Consider the following 14,133-nt stretch of genomic DNA (forward strand, 5'->3'; position numbering starts at 1 on the left):
GTGGGCTTGCACGGTTTCATTCCGACATATTCCGGCTTTGTTTCTAGTGACTGACCGTGAGCTTCTTGCCTTTCGGTTGCCCGATGGCCGCCAGCATGTCGGTGAACCAGGGGGTATCGATATCGAAGGGCTTGCCGCCCTTGATGCGCGGGAACTCGATGGCGCGCAATACGCCACCGCGATCTTCGTCGTGGCCGATGACGCCGGCTTCGCGGCGCATGGCGCATTCGACGGCCATGTCAACGCAGGATTTGATGAGGCGGATGTCCTCGCTGTTGGCGGCGGAAGCGCGCGCGAAATAGCCGGACTTCTGGATCAGGGTTTTTTCCGAGCCGATCATCTGGGCGAACTGCTCGCCGAACCATTTGCCGGGGTTGACGGCGTCGAGCTTGATGTGGCCGAAGGCGTCGCGAGGCACTTCCTGACCCTTGGCCTGTAGTTCGGCCACGATCGCTTCCACGCCCGCGCCTTCCGAGACGAAGATGTTGATGTCGTCGACTTGGTCCATCAAGGCGCGCAGGCGCTTGGCTTCGGCGGCGATGTCGATTTCCATCTCGGGGATGAAAACGGCGTGGATGTCGAACGAGGGACGGCCGAGCCCGATGGCGGGCAGCCATTCGGCGCGGTCGAGCAGCTTGCGGTATTCCAGCGCGGTGGCGGCGGTGAGCCAGCCGCAGTTGCGTCCCATGACTTCGTGGACGATCAACATGCGCGGGTTGGCGTTGTTTTCGGCGACGACATTCTGGAAGTAGCGAGCGCCCTGTTCGGCGGCGGTCCAGGCACCTAGCGATTGTTTGATCGGGTACACGTCGTTGTCGACGGTCTTGGGCAGACCGATGACCGTGAGCCCGTAGTTGTTCGTGGCCAGAAAGGCGGCGAGATCGGCGGCGGCGGTGTTGGTGTCGTCCCCGCCGACGGTATGGAGCACGTCGACGCCATCCTTGATCAGTTGGTCGGCGGCGACTTTCTGCGGGTCCTCGCCTTCCTTGATCAGGCCGCGTTTTACGCAGTCCTTGACGTTGGTGAGCTTGACCCGGCTGTTGCCGATGGGCGAGCCGCCGAAGCCATGCAGTAGCCGGGCTTTTTCGCGAATTTCCGGAGTAACCACATAGGAATCACCCAGCAGGAGTCCTTTGTAGCCGCTGTGATAGCAGATGATGTCGATGCTGGGATCGACTTCGGTATAGCGTTCGATGAGGCCACCGACGGCTGAACTGAGGCAGGGGGCCAAACCGCCCGCTGTGAGGATCGCGACTTTCTTGGGCTTGCTCATGGGGAACATTAACCTCACTAAATTAAAGGAAAACAAAGGGAACGGCTAAAAACCAAAGTAAGATAGTAGGGTGAGTTTCGCCATTGAACAACGCGCGGTGCGCGGAAATTATTTCCGCTGTCGGTCGGTGGGGTTGCCAGTCCATGGGGAGCGAGGCGTCGGTGCTTCTGGCAGTGCGACCGGGATCGCGAGCGGTCGTGCCAGTGCCTCACGGACGAACAGGTCAAACCTCACAGGCTCCTGATCGGTAAGCTCAAACTGGCGGTCAAGGCGCATAAAAGCCACGACTGGCATCTGTCGCGGATGTTGGCCACTCAGACCGGGATGACTAACGGCTGGTTGATTGGAAGGAGTATGAGATGGCTACTCGTTTGAATTCACCGGCTTGCGCGGTGTTATCGCGCAGCGTCCGGTGAATGATGGGCGGGCATCATCGCACCAATCCCTTCGGCCGAATCTTTTTCATGAGTTCTTCTTTTTCTACCCTACAGGTTCCGGTTAATTGGTTGTATGGATTCTCACCGTCGAGAAGAGGATGTAGCCCTACTCTTGCTGGGGCCGACGGAAGCCATCCCTGTGCTCCCTCTTTTGGGGAAACGGTGATAACTACGCCATCGCGTTTAGCGGTAAATCGGAAGAAGTTCTTTCGTTCTCCTCCAATGAAATCAAAGGCAGTAATAGTCGCGATGTCTCCGCCGACCTTTCCTTCTAGGAGTAGATAGTCAAACATGGGGACTACATTGCAGATTGATTTCATTGAAATTTCACCGTCGATCCAGCCATGCTCTGCTATGAGATGGAGCTTGATATCAACATCGGATAGTTTCATATCTTCTGTATCAACATACCCTTCCGGATTCGCTGACCAAAGTCCTGTCCACGCCTGATCTTTGTAGTACCAAGAGAGGAATTTGCCGGACACACGCTCGAACTCTGAGGGAAGTTTTTCAGCGTTTGAAAGTAACGTTGGGCCGTTTGCGAGCAAGCCGTATATCCCGGCGCCAATGAGAGTAATCAGGAACCACGCACGTCGATACCAAGGCACTTTGACAAGAGCATCAGAAGACGCTTCGGGTAGCTTGGCGGATGGTTGCCGTTTCTTTCTTGGCATATCGATGTCAGTCAGATGCTAAGAAGCCCAACGGGCGCGAGTTGAGTATCATTCCGAACGGAGTGGATTGACCACCTGACCACGGAACTGTGAAGTTCCATGGGTCGTGATGGGTGGGGTGAGGCTCCAATGAGGGTTCGACGACGCGCAGCGCCGAGAATCTGATATTGGACACAACTCGCGCCTTTCATCGATCAAACGCGGTTTTCCATCATGGCAACGTGCCGCCTACTGAAAAATATTAAAGTCGGGGTGGATGCGAATGTCAAATAAAAGTTACTTGGTCGATTTTGCGACAACATCCGATTCAATCATGACCGCATCCGTACCGAGCACAGATGATCTACACTCATCTCCCCAACCGTAGCAGTGGGGCATGGTCAGTCCACTGAACTCAATCGGAGCCGCCCCATATCCGCCCGTGGGCACCTCCCTCACGACTCGACCTTTCCTACCGGCGATGGAACGACCCGGCGATGTGTGGTCTATGCTGGAAACCTCAACGAGAGAACCCATCGTGATACGCCAATTGTTATTGTTGATGCTGAGCATGCTGTTGATGTCGCCGGTTTGGGCGACGCCATCGCCGGTGCAGCGCTATTTCCAGGATCTGCAATCGCTGCGGGCCGATTTCATCCAGCGGGTGTTCGACGAGCGGTCGCGGGTCGTGCAAAGCTCCAGCGGTCAGATGCTGATGCAGAAGCCCGGTAAGTTCCGCTGGGATTATCGAACGCCTGCCGAGCAAATCATCGTCGCCGACGGCAATCGGCTGTGGGCCTACGATGTCGATCTGGCGCAAGTGACGGTTCGCAAACTGGACAAGGCCCTGAGTTCGACCCCGCTGGCCCTGCTGAGCGGTGCGGCGCCGATCGAAGAAACCTTTACCGTCAGCAACGCGCTCGGCCGGGATGGCTTGACCTGGTACGAGCTGGAACCCAAACAACCGCAGCCCGAATTCCGTCTGCTGCGGGTCGCTTTCAAGGGCGATCTGTTGGTCAGTCTAGAACTGGAGGACAGTTTCGGTCAGCGTACCCGGCTGGATTTCCAGAAGCTGGAGCGCAACCCAACGATCGATCCCGCGCTGCTGAAATTCACCCCGCCACCCGGCGTGGACGTGGTCGGCGATGCCGGCTGAAGCGAGCGACGCCGATGCGCTTCGACCGCTGGCCGACCGCTTGCGTCCGCGCGGCTTGGATGAGTTTGTCGGTCAACCGCACCTGTTAACTTCCGGCAAGCCGTTGCGGGTCGCCATCGAACGAGGTCAGCCGCATTCCATGGTGCTGTGGGGACCACCCGGCACCGGTAAGACCACCTTGGCGGAACTGCTGGCCGGAGCCTGTCAGGCGGAATTCATCCGGCTGTCGGCGGTGATGGCCGGGGTGCGCGAGGTGCGAGCGGCGGTGGAACGGGCGCAGGTGCTGTGGCGCGAGCAGCGGCGTCGCACCGTGCTGTTCGTGGACGAGGTCCACCGTTTCAACAAGGCCCAGCAGGATGCATTCCTGCCTTATGTCGAGGATGGCACCCTGACGTTCATCGGCGCCACCACCGAAAACCCCGGCTTCGCCCTCAACAACGCCCTGTTGTCGCGAGTACGGGTCTATGTATTGAACAGTCTCGACCCCGTCGCCATCCGTCAGGTGGTGGACCGCGCCCTGAGCGATGCCGGGCGCGGTCTGGGTGGTCGCTGGCCGCTGTCCGAGGCGGCGCGGGATCGCTTGGCCCAGTCCACCGACGGCGACGCGCGCCGCGCTCTGATCTGGCTGGAACTGGCGGCGGAACTGGCGGCGGCGCAGGGCACGACCTTGGAAGCCGCGTTGCCGGAGGTGATGAACGAAGGAGCGGGGCGGCGCTTCGATCGGGGCGGCGATCTGTTCTACGATCAGATTTCCGCCCTGCACAAAGCGGTGCGCGGCAGCAGCCCGGACGCGGCGTTGTATTGGTTGGCTCGGATGCTGGACGGCGGCTGCGATCCGTTGTATCTCGCCCGGCGGGTGGCGCGGATGGCCAGCGAGGATATTGGCAACGCCGACCCCCGCGCCCTGCAATTGGCGCTGAACGCTTGGGAGGCGCAGGAGCGGATGGGTAGTCCCGAAGGCGAATTGGCCATCGCCCAGGCCGTGGTCTATCTGGCGGTCGCGCCCAAGAGCAACGCGGTCTATACCGCACTGGCGGCGGCGCGGCGCGATGTCGAACATCATGGCACGCTAGACGTGCCGCCGCATCTGCGCAATGCGCCCACCAAGCTGGCGCGGGAGCTGGGACACGGCGAGAGTTACCGCTATGCGCACGACGAAGCACATGCCTACGCCGCTGGCGAATGCTATTTTCCCGAAGCGCTGCAAGCTGCCCGCTACTATCAACCGACCGCCAACGGCCTGGAAGGGCGGATCGGGGAAAAACTGGAGCGGCTGCGGGAGCTGGATCGGCACAGCAGCCGGCGGCGATACTCTGAGAAACAATAAGAAAGCTTCCCTCTCTCTGGGGAAAGGATCGGGGGTGAGGAGGCTTGGCAAACGAACCACTGGGAGAACGTTTTATTATGAGTCGATTAACGGGCAAGGTCGTGATCGCCCAAGGTGGCGGTCCGACGGCGGTGATCAATCAGAGCCTGGTCGGCGCGGTGCTGGAAGCGCGGAGATTCCCGGAAGTGACCCGGATCTGGGGCGCGCGCCACGGGGTACGCGGCATCGTCGCCGAAACTTTCGTCGATCTGTCCGAGGCGACTACTCACAATCTCGAACGGGTTGCCCAAACGCCGTCTTCGGCGTTGGGTTCCACCCGCGACAAACCGGACGCGGCATATTGCCAGCGGATTTTTCAGGTGTTCAGAAAACACGACGTCCGCTATTTCTTCTACATCGGCGGCAACGACTCGTCCGATACCGTGCGGATCGTCAACGAATACGCCAGCCGGGAAGGTCATGAGCTGCGGGTCATCCACATCCCGAAGACCATCGACAACGATCTGCCAGTCAACGATCACTGCCCCGGTTATCCTTCCGCCGCTCGTTTCGTCGCCGGCGCCTTCGGCGGGATCAACGCCGATATGATGGCCTTGCCAGGGGTCTATATCGGCGTGGTCATGGGCCGTCATGCCGGCTGGCTGACGGCGGCCGCGGCGCTGGCCGGTCGGCACGACGACGACGGCCCACACTTGATTTACTTGCCGGAGCGACCGTTTTCGATCGAGCGCTATCTCGCCGACATCGACCGTACGCTCCAGCAACAGGGTCGCTGCGTCGTGGCGATTTCGGAAGGGGTGTGGGCGAGCCGGGACGGGAAGGGTCGGGAGATTCCGCTCGCGGCCGAGCTGATGCGCAAGGCGGGCCGCGAACCGCAGGTCGATGCCCACGGCAACATCCAGCTTTCCGGCGGCGCGTTGGCCGACGAACTGGCCGATGTCGTGCAGAAGCGGCTGGGCATCAAGCGGGTGCGCGCGGATACCTTCGGTTATTTGCAGCGCTCATTTCCGGGCGTGGTATCCAGCGTGGATGCCCGCGAAGCGCGCGAGGTGGGCGAGAAGGCGGTCCATTACGCTTGTGAGCACCACATGAGCGGTTCGGTGGTGATCAAGCGCGTCGGGGATTATGCGGCCAAGTACGAACTGGCCGATCTGAACGAGATCGCCGCCCAGACCCGGCACATGCCCGACGCGTTCATCAACGCCGAGGGCAACGGAGTGACCGAGGCATTTCGCGGCTATCTACGACCGCTGCTCGGCGATGACCTGCCTCGCCTGGAGCGATTGTGGGCGCCGATGGTCAAGCTGGGCGACTGATCCGGTCCGATTCCCGTCGCCTGTTGGCCTAGCGGCGTAGGTAGGCCAGTTCCTTGGGCAGAGCGATGTTGTTGCCGAAACAATCCTCGCCGTAGCCGGATTGGGCCAACAGCAGCAGGTCGCTCAGGACCCGTTTATCACCGGTGAACGCAATGGTCAGGTCGGTCTTGATATCGATCTGGCCGGTGGCCAGCAAATGGGCGATTTCGGTGGTGATGTTTTCCAGCAGGATCCCGGTCCGATCGAATTCGTTCGAGAGTTGCAGCGGCTGTTGATAGAGAAAGAGCTTGCCCTGTTCGGCCAGCTTGAGCACCACATCCAGGATGACGGTTTGGATTTGTCGGTCGTTCAGGTTGCCGGCCGGTAACGGAAAGTAACCGATTTCCAGAATCAACCAGCGCCTTTTTTTTGGCGTTGATCTTTTCGTTGGCCCTGAAAATATCCATGGGCAAACTGGCGTCGTAGGATTGGTCGTCCAACTCCATGCGTATGTCGCTGCCGTAATGACGCACGATTTTCGCGATCAGAGTGGCCGGTCGGACGTGTAATCCTCGGTAGCAAGGCACGGGCACCGTAACCCTTCCCACTTCGGCATACCGTCTGAGCATGGTATACGACAGGGATTGTCCCTGATTGAGGTAAAGCCCCGCAAAGGCGATGGCGTAATTCATCAGCATGGTCAGCAGGGTTTGGAGTGCGATGACTGGCTTGCGCCGTAATGAAGAGTCGCCTGTGTCTATATTGAGATGGCGCTCGTAATAGTGGACCAGTTGGGTGGCGATTTCCAATAGGTGATAGACCACGCTGACATGGCCGCGCAGGATCGGCAGGCCCGCATCCAGGCCTTCGACTTCGGTCTCGGAGACGTGGGTATCGTAAAGAGATTGCAGGCTGTGAAAGCGAAATTTCAAAAAGCGTAGATTGTCCTCGCTGACGGGGTCCGGGAAACAGGCGGAATATTCCGCTGGATCGGTTTTCTCGACGATGTTCAGAAGCTCGCTTTCGGCGGCCAGATTCAGATAGGCGGTGGCGAGTTGGGTGACGGTTTCGGCGGCACTCTTGACCTTGCGCATGGCCCGGTCCCGCGCCAGACGACCGGCGGGAAGGTGCTCGACGAATTGTTCCATGGCGGTGTCGTCAACCGGAACCGGCAGGTTCAGACGAGCAGCCTGTACGAGAATTCCATGGGTTGCCGTGGCCAGGATTTCGCGGGTGAGTTCCAGCGACTGGGCGGTGCTTGCGGCGAAATCCCGCTCGATGGGCAATAGCTGATAGGACGGCAGGGAGTACTTGATGTGGAGCAGTTCGTAACAGACGTCGGCAAATAGCTTGATCGTGGCGGTCAGCGATCGAAACCGGGACCAGCGGCGATTGTTGCGCGCGCCGTAAGCATCGAGGAATTCTTCCAGTTGAATGGATTGAGAGAGTAAATCACCTATGAAAATACGGGTTAAATAGCTGGAATTCGGGCTGCTCGTCGAAAATAGCCGTGCCAGTTGCAGCAAACGGCGGGCGCGTTGGCCGGTTAGATGAGTGAACTCATGGTCGTTGATGGTGCCTCCGCCGCCAACGGCTTCGGGTCTTTTCCAAGGGTCATGACGGTGTCTCGTTGGCGCCGCCAATCTGGCCAAGGCGTCGAACCGATGAATCCAGTCGGAAGAATAGCTCACTCGCCACCGCTTATCATGATGGCCATCGAATAAATAACCCGGGTAAAGGGCATCCAGGGCGAATGGGCGATGGATGCTTCTCCGCGTCGGCCCAAGGCCGAGCCTGGCGGCTTGATAATCTGATTAACGACAGGGTCTTATTCGCGTCCAGTTGAAATGGCGGCCAGAACATTTTCATAACGCGCGCCTTATATCATCATATTTATCACCAGACAACGGGAAAAATTGACATACACGAAAGTTGAGCTTTACTTTCCAACGTCCGTTCGCGCGCTGCCGCCCAGCACGCGCGGATATACAAGGTAGGAGACTTCGGCAACAAAGTCGGGGACAGGCCCGAGCCAACGCACAACTACCGTAACTACATAAAATCTGAGGAGTAACTGATGGCTCTTAAAGAAGTCGTGATTGTCAGCGCCGCTCGCACGGCGATTGGTAAATTCATGGGCAGCCTCAAGGACGTATCGGCTCGCGATCTGGCGATAACCGCGGCCAAGGGTGCGATCGAGCGGTCCGGCGTTCCAGCCGACAAGATCGACGAAATCTGCATGGGCCAACTGTACACCGGGATGCAAGGCTCCCTGCCGGCCCGCCAAGTGAGCATGCGGGTTGGTTTGCCCGCCTACAGCAGCGCCGTATCGGTCAACCAGAACTGCACGTCCGGCATGCGCGCGCTGGAGATCGCCTGCCACAACATCATGCTGGGCCAGACCGAGATCGGCTTGGCGGTCGGTGTGGAAAGCATGACCAACGCCCCCTACCTGCTGCCCAAGGGCCGCATGGGCTACCGGATGGGGCAGGGCAACATCGAAGACAGCATGATCCATGACGGCCTGTTCGACGAACTGGTGCCCGGTCACATGGCCATGACGGCGGAAAACGTCGCGACCAAGTACGGCATCACCCGCCAGGAATGCGACGAACTGGCGCTGATCAGCCACACCCGTTGCACCACGGCCACCAAGGAAGGCGTTTTCAAACGCGAGATCGTGCCGGTCGAACTCAAGTCTAAGAAGGGTCCGACCTTCTTCGAGGCCGACGAGAATTTCATCCCGGACGCCAGCCTGGAGAGCATGGGTAAACTGAAGCCGGCCTTCAAGAAAGATGGCGTGGTTACCGCCGCTAATGCTTCCAGCATCAACGATGGCGCCAGCGCGGTGGTCATCATGTCGTTGGACAAGGCCAAGGAATTGGGTATCAAGCCCTTGATGAAGCTGGTCGGCATCTGCAACGCCGGCATTGAGCCGGAAGTCATGGGGCTGGGTCCGGCGGTGGCGATTCCGAAGTGCCTCAAGCAGGCCGGTTTGAAGTTCGAAGACATCGATTACTGGGAAGTCAACGAAGCCTTTGCCGCGCAGTGGTTGGGCGTGGGGCGGATGCTGAAAGAGCAGGGGATGAGCCTGACTCCGGATAACTGCAACTTCAACGGTTCCGGTATTGCGCTGGGTCATCCGGTCGGTTCGACCGGCCTGCGTATCGTGGTCAGCCTGTACTACGAGCTGGAGCGGCAAGGCAAGAGCACGGGTGGCGCTTCCTTGTGCGTCGGCACGGGCCCATCAATGGCCTCGCTGTGGACCCGCGACATCTAAGCTAAGCTGAGTTTTTGATCGATCCGGGCGGCCTGAAAAGGCCGCCTTATCGAAATCCGAAATTTATATCATCATCTCACGAAATCATAACCCACAACGATATAATCCACAGCAGCCAAATACCCAAACAGGATCATCAAACCTTTATGCTGGACCCCAAACTACTCAGAAGCGAACCGGAACAAACCGCCGCCAAACTGGCCCGGCGGGGCTATACACTGGACGTAAAATCCATCAGCGCCTTGGAAACCCAGCGCAAGAATCTACAAGTTCGAACACAGGAACTACAAAACGAGCGCAATACTCGCTCCAAGACCATCGGCCACGCCAAAGCCAGCGGACAAGACATCCAACCGCTACTCAATGAGATCGCATCTCTCGGCGACAACCTCAAACAAGCCGAAAGCGAACTAGACGCCATCCAACTCCAGCTACTCGCTCTCCAACTGGAAATTCCCAACACACCACACGACAGCACCCCAAGCGGTAGTCGCGACTCCGACAACGTCGAAATCCGACGCTGGGGAAAGCCCCGCCAACTACCATTCGAACCACGCGACCATGTGGATCTAGGCGCGGATGGTGGTCTGGACTTCGAAACGGCAGCCAAACTAACCGGAGCCCGATTCGTGGTCATCCAGGGCCAACTAGCTCGACTGCACCGGGCACTGACCCAATTCATGCTCGACCTGCACACCCAGGAACACGGCTATCGAGAAGTCTATGTACCCTACCTGGTCAACGCCGATAGCCTACGCGGCACCGGACAACTGCCAAAATTCGAATCCGACCTGTTCAAACTAAGCGGCGACCTAAACTACTACCTCATCCCCACTGCGGAAGTCCCCGTCACCAACCTGACGCGTGGCGATATCCTCGAAGCCGACTGTCTCCCACTGCACTATGTCGCGCACACCCCTTGCTTCCGCAGCGAGGCGGGTTCTTACGGCAAGGACGTACGCGGCATGATCCGCCAGCACCAGTTCGAAAAAGTGGAGCTGGTGCAGATCGTTCGCCCCGAGGACTCCTACGCGGCGCTGGAAGCGCTGACCAACCACGCCGAAACCGTGTTGCAGCGGCTGGAGCTCCCTTACCGAGTAATGGCCCTTTGCACGGGCGACATCGGCTTCGCCTCAGCCAAAACCTACGACCTGGAAGTCTGGCTACCCGGCCAGCAAAAATATCGGGAAATCTCCTCGTGCAGTAATTTCGAGGATTTTCAGGCCCGACGACTACAAGCCCGCTGGCGCAACCCAGCCACGGGAAAACCGGAGCTAGTTCACACACTTAACGGCTCCGGCCTGGCGGTGGGCAGAACCTTGGTGGCGGTGATCGAGAACTACCAAGACGAACGAGGCCACATCCAAGTTCCCGAGGCGCTCAAACCCTACCTGAAAGGACTGGACATCATCGTCCCCGACGGGCGCTAAGCCGCCAGAACCGCAGATTCAATAACACGGCGGCCACGGTCAGACCCACGATCAAACCCAGCCACGGACCGGCTGGTCCCAATCCCACGCGAACTCCCAGACAAGCCAACGGAAAGGCCAGCAACCAATAAGCGACCAGCACAATCACCAAGGGCAGCCGGGTGTCCTTAAGACCGCGCAGCGCGCCAAGAGCCCCCACCTGCAAACCATCGGAAATCTGAAAAAAACGCGGCCAGTCGCAACAAACCCGCCGCTACCGCCACCACCGCCGCATCATCGGTATAGAAACGCGCTATCGTTCGATGAGCACCGAAGATCAGTATCGCCATGACCGCCATGAACAACCCAGACAGGGCGATGCCAATCAGACCGCTGTATCGAGCCGCGCGTGGATCGCCCGCGCCCATGGCGTGTCCTACTCGCACGGTGGTAGCCATGCTCAAACCCAGTGGGATCATGAAGGTCATGGCTGCTACATTCAAAGCCACTTGATGCGCGGCCGCCGCCACCGCGCCGAGCCGGCCCAGCAACAGGGCAACGGTGGCGAAAATAGCGGTTTCCAAAAACAACCCGATGCCAATCGGCAATCCCAAGACCAGCAACGGCCGCAATTCCCGCCAGCATGGCCAGTCCCATTGTCGAAACAAACCATAGTGGCGATAGCGGGTATCCAAACACATCATGACAACCATACCCACCAGCATCGTCCACATGCCGAGAGCAGTTGCGATCCCACAGCCCAACGCACCCATGGGCGGAAAACCCCAACGACCGAAAATCAATGCGTAGTTGGCCAAAACGTTGACTAACAACCCAAGCAGACTGATCAGCAGGACCGGACGGGTTCGAGCGATCCCTTCGCTGAACAAGCGCAGGCCCATATAGACGAAGATCGGTGGCATTCCCCAGGACAGCGCCTGCAGGTAATCCCCGGCGATGGGCACGATGGCCGGTTCGATGCCCAACAAGGTCAATCCCACCTCCATCCGCCGCAACATCGCCCAGCAAAACAAACCCAAGGCCGCGCCCAGCCATAGCGCCTGCCGAACCAGCGGCGCGATCGCGGCGATGCGGCCGGCACCGTTGAGTTGAGCCACGGAGGGGCTCAACGCCATCAGGATACCCAGCGCGAACAAAAACAGGGCATGCCACAATCCGGTCCCGATGGCGACCGCGGCGAGTTCGATCGGCCCAACTCGACCCATCATGACGGTATCGAAAAACCCCATCGCCGTCTGTACCAACTGCGCGGCCATCAGCGGGCCGCCGATCCGAAGCAGAGCGGCGAGTTCGCCGCGCAAGCGGAGACTGAAAAGCGACGATGGCCAGCAGCTCATGATGACGCGGTCCGGCTCGTGGAGGTACTGGCGTTGCCGCCGGGCAATGGTAGTATGGCGTCCCGCCGGGAAAAGAGGCTCTGGCTACTCCATCTAGGTGCAAACAACGCCATGATCATCATTTTGGATCCAAACATTACGGAGATCTCCGAAGAGTATCGGACGACGCTTGACCATCTGTCCCAGATGCCAGGCATCACCATGCGCGTTCACAAGGTGCAGGGTGCACAACAGACGCTCACCGAGATTTACCTGATCGGCGACACCAAGACCTTGTCGGCCGAGGACCTTCATGCCTTGCCGGGGGTGGAACGAGTCATCCGGGTATCCGAAGAGTACCGTATTCTGGGCCGGCACCAGGACCAGCAACGCACCAATGGCTTCGAATACAACGGCATTCGCTTCGCTCAGGATACCCTGAATATCTTCGCCGGCCTGTGTGCCGTGGATACCCCCGAACATGTGGAACAGATGCTCGCGGCCCTGCGGGACCACGGGCAGACCTGCACACGAATGGGAGCCTACAAACCTCGCACCAATCCCTATTCCTTCCAGGGACACGGCAAGGACTGTCTACCGTACGTATTCGATCTGGCGGGTAAATACGGCATCAAGGTCATCGCCATGGAGATCACCCACGAGGATCATCTGGCGGAAATCCATGAAAGCCTGGAACAAGCCGGACGACCCACCGGAGTCATGGTGCAAATCGGCACGCGCAACACGCAGAATTTCGAGTTACTGAAAGCGGTCGGGCGTCAGCAAGAATTTCCGGTGCTATTCAAACGAGGGTTCGGCATCACCCTGAACGAGTCGCTCAACGCCGCCGAGTATCTGGCCAGCGAAGGCAATTCGCGGGTGGTGTTCTGCCTGCGCGGGGTGAAAACCAACATGGGCGACCCGCACCGCAACCTGGTGGATTTCAGTCAAGTACCGGTGATCAAGCGACTGACCCGCATGCCGGTGTGCGTCGATCCCTCGCATTCGGTCGGTTCGCGCGAGCATGCACCGGACGGGATTCTGGATCTGATGCACGCCGCCGCGCAGGGCGTGGTGGCCGGCGCCAACATGGTGCTGGTGGATTTCCATCCGGAACCGGCCAAGGCGCTGGTGGATGGTCCACAAGCCCTGTTATTGAGCGAACTGGGCTGGTTCCTTGACGATCTTGCCCTGGCGCGGGAATGCTACGAGAAGCGACTGGCGCTCAGCCGCCGCCGGCACGGCCAGCACTGAAGTTCCTACCGACGAAGCAAGACGTCCCGCGCCTGATTGATTCGCGCGGCCAGATCACTGGAACCGCCTTGATCGGGGTGAACCCGCTGGATCAAACGACGGTAAGCGGCCTGGATTTCGTCACGGCCGGCGCTGGGTTGCAGGCCAAGGACCCGATAAGCTTCGGCCCGATCCATGCGATTGTTTTCCGTGGCTTGCGTCCGATCCTTCCGCCCAATGTCCGCCTGGTCGCGCCAACTCGCATCGGCATGGCGATCCAGATAGGCTTCCAGCACCGCCGTCGATTGCGGATCGGACTGACACTCCCGCCAGAGTTCCAACAATTCCGGTAGTGTGAGGTCTTGTAGGGAACGGCCGGCAAACCGGCCTTCGCGAACCGTGCCGGACATGACGCCGGAGGCATGATCGAGCGTCATGTCCAGAAAACGGGTGGTGACGGCGGACTGGTTCGGACTGGCCTGACCAGTCGTGGTGGAGGAGGGGGAGGGAAGCTGCAACCAGCGAAGCAGCAACGGCGCCAGAACGGCCAGCAAGGGCACGGCAATCTCGGCACCGCCGCGCACGGTCAGCAGCATCAGAAAACCGGCGATCCCAGCCGCCGCCAACAGGCGCGGCAAGCGGGCAATCGAACCCGAGCGGCGCAACTTGCGAACCAACAGATACAGGCCGATCAGAACAGCCGCGACCAGCAACACCCGAATCAGCATCGATC

At 59.4% G+C, this 14,133-nt stretch carries 13 protein-coding genes; 6 read left to right on the forward strand and 7 right to left on the reverse strand.

The window, feature by feature from the left end; all coding sequences use genetic code 11:
- Positions 1 to 43: 43 nt before the first annotated feature.
- Positions 44 to 1,273, reverse strand: a complete 1,230-nt coding sequence (locus E4P82_RS04855) for a pyrophosphate--fructose-6-phosphate 1-phosphotransferase (protein WP_169247839.1) — start codon at positions 1,271 to 1,273, stop codon at positions 44 to 46.
- A gap of 430 nt (positions 1,274 to 1,703) precedes the next feature.
- Entirely contained in the window at positions 1,704 to 2,384 is a 681-nt protein-coding gene (locus tag E4P82_RS04860) for a hypothetical protein (RefSeq protein ID WP_169247840.1), read from the reverse strand.
- A 517-nt stretch (positions 2,385 to 2,901) separates the two neighbouring features.
- On the opposite strand from E4P82_RS04860, the gene lolA reads away from it, so the two are divergent.
- From lolA to E4P82_RS04875, 3 genes are all read left to right on the forward strand, one after another.
- Positions 2,902 to 3,519: an outer membrane lipoprotein periplasmic chaperone LolA gene (gene lolA, locus E4P82_RS04865; RefSeq protein ID WP_169247841.1), complete on the forward strand. Its 618-nt coding sequence runs from the start codon at positions 2,902 to 2,904 to the stop codon at positions 3,517 to 3,519.
- Positions 3,509 to 4,846 carry a replication-associated recombination protein A gene (locus tag E4P82_RS04870; protein ID WP_169247842.1) on the forward strand — a complete coding sequence of 446 codons (1,338 nt, stop codon included), beginning with the start codon at positions 3,509 to 3,511 and terminating at the stop codon, positions 4,844 to 4,846. Before lolA ends, E4P82_RS04870 begins: the two co-directional genes overlap by 11 nt.
- A gap of 77 nt (positions 4,847 to 4,923) precedes the next feature.
- Positions 4,924 to 6,162: a 6-phosphofructokinase gene (locus tag E4P82_RS04875; RefSeq protein ID WP_169247843.1), complete on the forward strand. Its 1,239-nt coding sequence runs from the start codon at positions 4,924 to 4,926 to the stop codon at positions 6,160 to 6,162.
- A 28-nt stretch (positions 6,163 to 6,190) separates the two neighbouring features.
- On the opposite strand, the gene E4P82_RS04880 is transcribed toward E4P82_RS04875, so the two are convergent.
- Both E4P82_RS04880 and E4P82_RS04885 read right to left on the reverse strand, forming a co-directional pair.
- Positions 6,191 to 6,358, reverse strand: a complete 168-nt coding sequence (locus E4P82_RS04880) for a hypothetical protein (RefSeq protein ID WP_169247844.1) — start codon at positions 6,356 to 6,358, stop codon at positions 6,191 to 6,193.
- Positions 6,300 to 7,832: an HPr family phosphocarrier protein gene (locus tag E4P82_RS04885; RefSeq protein WP_169247845.1), complete on the reverse strand. Its 1,533-nt coding sequence runs from the start codon at positions 7,830 to 7,832 to the stop codon at positions 6,300 to 6,302. Before E4P82_RS04885 ends, E4P82_RS04880 begins: the two co-directional genes overlap by 59 nt.
- Before the next feature lie 386 nt (positions 7,833 to 8,218).
- Here E4P82_RS04885 and E4P82_RS04890 point away from each other — a divergent pair, with 386 nt between their 5' ends.
- Together E4P82_RS04890 and serS are read left to right on the forward strand one after the other, a co-directional pair.
- Positions 8,219 to 9,421, forward strand: a complete 1,203-nt coding sequence (locus tag E4P82_RS04890; RefSeq protein ID WP_169247846.1) for a thiolase family protein — start codon at positions 8,219 to 8,221, stop codon at positions 9,419 to 9,421.
- Positions 9,422 to 9,567: 146 nt separating this feature from the next.
- The gene (gene serS, locus E4P82_RS04895; RefSeq protein WP_169247847.1) at positions 9,568 to 10,851 is read left to right on the forward strand and encodes a serine--tRNA ligase; all 1,284 of its coding nucleotides are present in this window, start codon (positions 9,568 to 9,570) and stop codon (positions 10,849 to 10,851) included.
- Here serS and E4P82_RS04900 read toward each other — a convergent pair.
- Positions 10,829 to 11,050, reverse strand: a complete 222-nt coding sequence (locus tag E4P82_RS04900) for a hypothetical protein (protein WP_169247848.1) — start codon at positions 11,048 to 11,050, stop codon at positions 10,829 to 10,831. The two genes, serS and E4P82_RS04900, sit on opposite strands and share 23 nt — an antisense overlap.
- Complete coding sequence (locus E4P82_RS04905; protein WP_169247849.1) at positions 11,019 to 12,188, reverse strand: MATE family efflux transporter; 1,170 nt, start codon at positions 12,186 to 12,188, stop codon at positions 11,019 to 11,021. Before E4P82_RS04905 ends, E4P82_RS04900 begins: the two co-directional genes overlap by 32 nt.
- Positions 12,189 to 12,299: 111 nt before the next feature.
- Between E4P82_RS04905 and E4P82_RS04910 the strand changes: the two genes are divergently transcribed.
- Positions 12,300 to 13,421, forward strand: a complete 1,122-nt coding sequence (locus E4P82_RS04910; RefSeq protein ID WP_169247850.1) for a 3-deoxy-7-phosphoheptulonate synthase — start codon at positions 12,300 to 12,302, stop codon at positions 13,419 to 13,421.
- A 5-nt stretch (positions 13,422 to 13,426) separates the two neighbouring features.
- Here E4P82_RS04910 and E4P82_RS04915 read toward each other — a convergent pair whose 3' ends face one another.
- Positions 13,427 to 14,128 (reverse strand): DnaJ domain-containing protein, encoded by a 702-nt coding sequence (locus E4P82_RS04915; RefSeq protein WP_169247851.1) that lies wholly within the window; start codon positions 14,126 to 14,128, stop codon positions 13,427 to 13,429.
- Between the last annotated feature and the right edge of the window lie 5 nt (positions 14,129 to 14,133).

Origin of the sequence: Candidatus Competibacter phosphatis (assembly GCF_012939995.1) — a bacterium.
Taxonomy (GTDB): domain Bacteria; phylum Pseudomonadota; class Gammaproteobacteria; order Competibacterales; family Competibacteraceae; genus Competibacter; species Competibacter phosphatis.

Coding starts and splice junctions, on each gene's coding strand:
- E4P82_RS04855 (WP_169247839.1), bottom strand. CDS start 1,273: ATGAGCAAGCCCAAGAAAGTCGCGATCCTCACAGCGGGCGGTTTGGCC.
- E4P82_RS04860 (WP_169247840.1), bottom strand. CDS start 2,384: ATGCCAAGAAAGAAACGGCAACCATCCGCCAAGCTACCCGAAGCGTCT.
- E4P82_RS04870 (WP_169247842.1), top strand. CDS start 3,509: ATGCCGGCTGAAGCGAGCGACGCCGATGCGCTTCGACCGCTGGCCGAC.
- E4P82_RS04875 (WP_169247843.1), top strand. CDS start 4,924: ATGAGTCGATTAACGGGCAAGGTCGTGATCGCCCAAGGTGGCGGTCCG.
- E4P82_RS04890 (WP_169247846.1), top strand. CDS start 8,219: ATGGCTCTTAAAGAAGTCGTGATTGTCAGCGCCGCTCGCACGGCGATT.
- serS (WP_169247847.1), top strand. CDS start 9,568: ATGCTGGACCCCAAACTACTCAGAAGCGAACCGGAACAAACCGCCGCC.
- E4P82_RS04905 (WP_169247849.1), bottom strand. CDS start 12,188: ATGAGCTGCTGGCCATCGTCGCTTTTCAGTCTCCGCTTGCGCGGCGAA.
- E4P82_RS04910 (WP_169247850.1), top strand. CDS start 12,300: ATGATCATCATTTTGGATCCAAACATTACGGAGATCTCCGAAGAGTAT.
- E4P82_RS04915 (WP_169247851.1), bottom strand. CDS start 14,128: ATGCTGATTCGGGTGTTGCTGGTCGCGGCTGTTCTGATCGGCCTGTAT.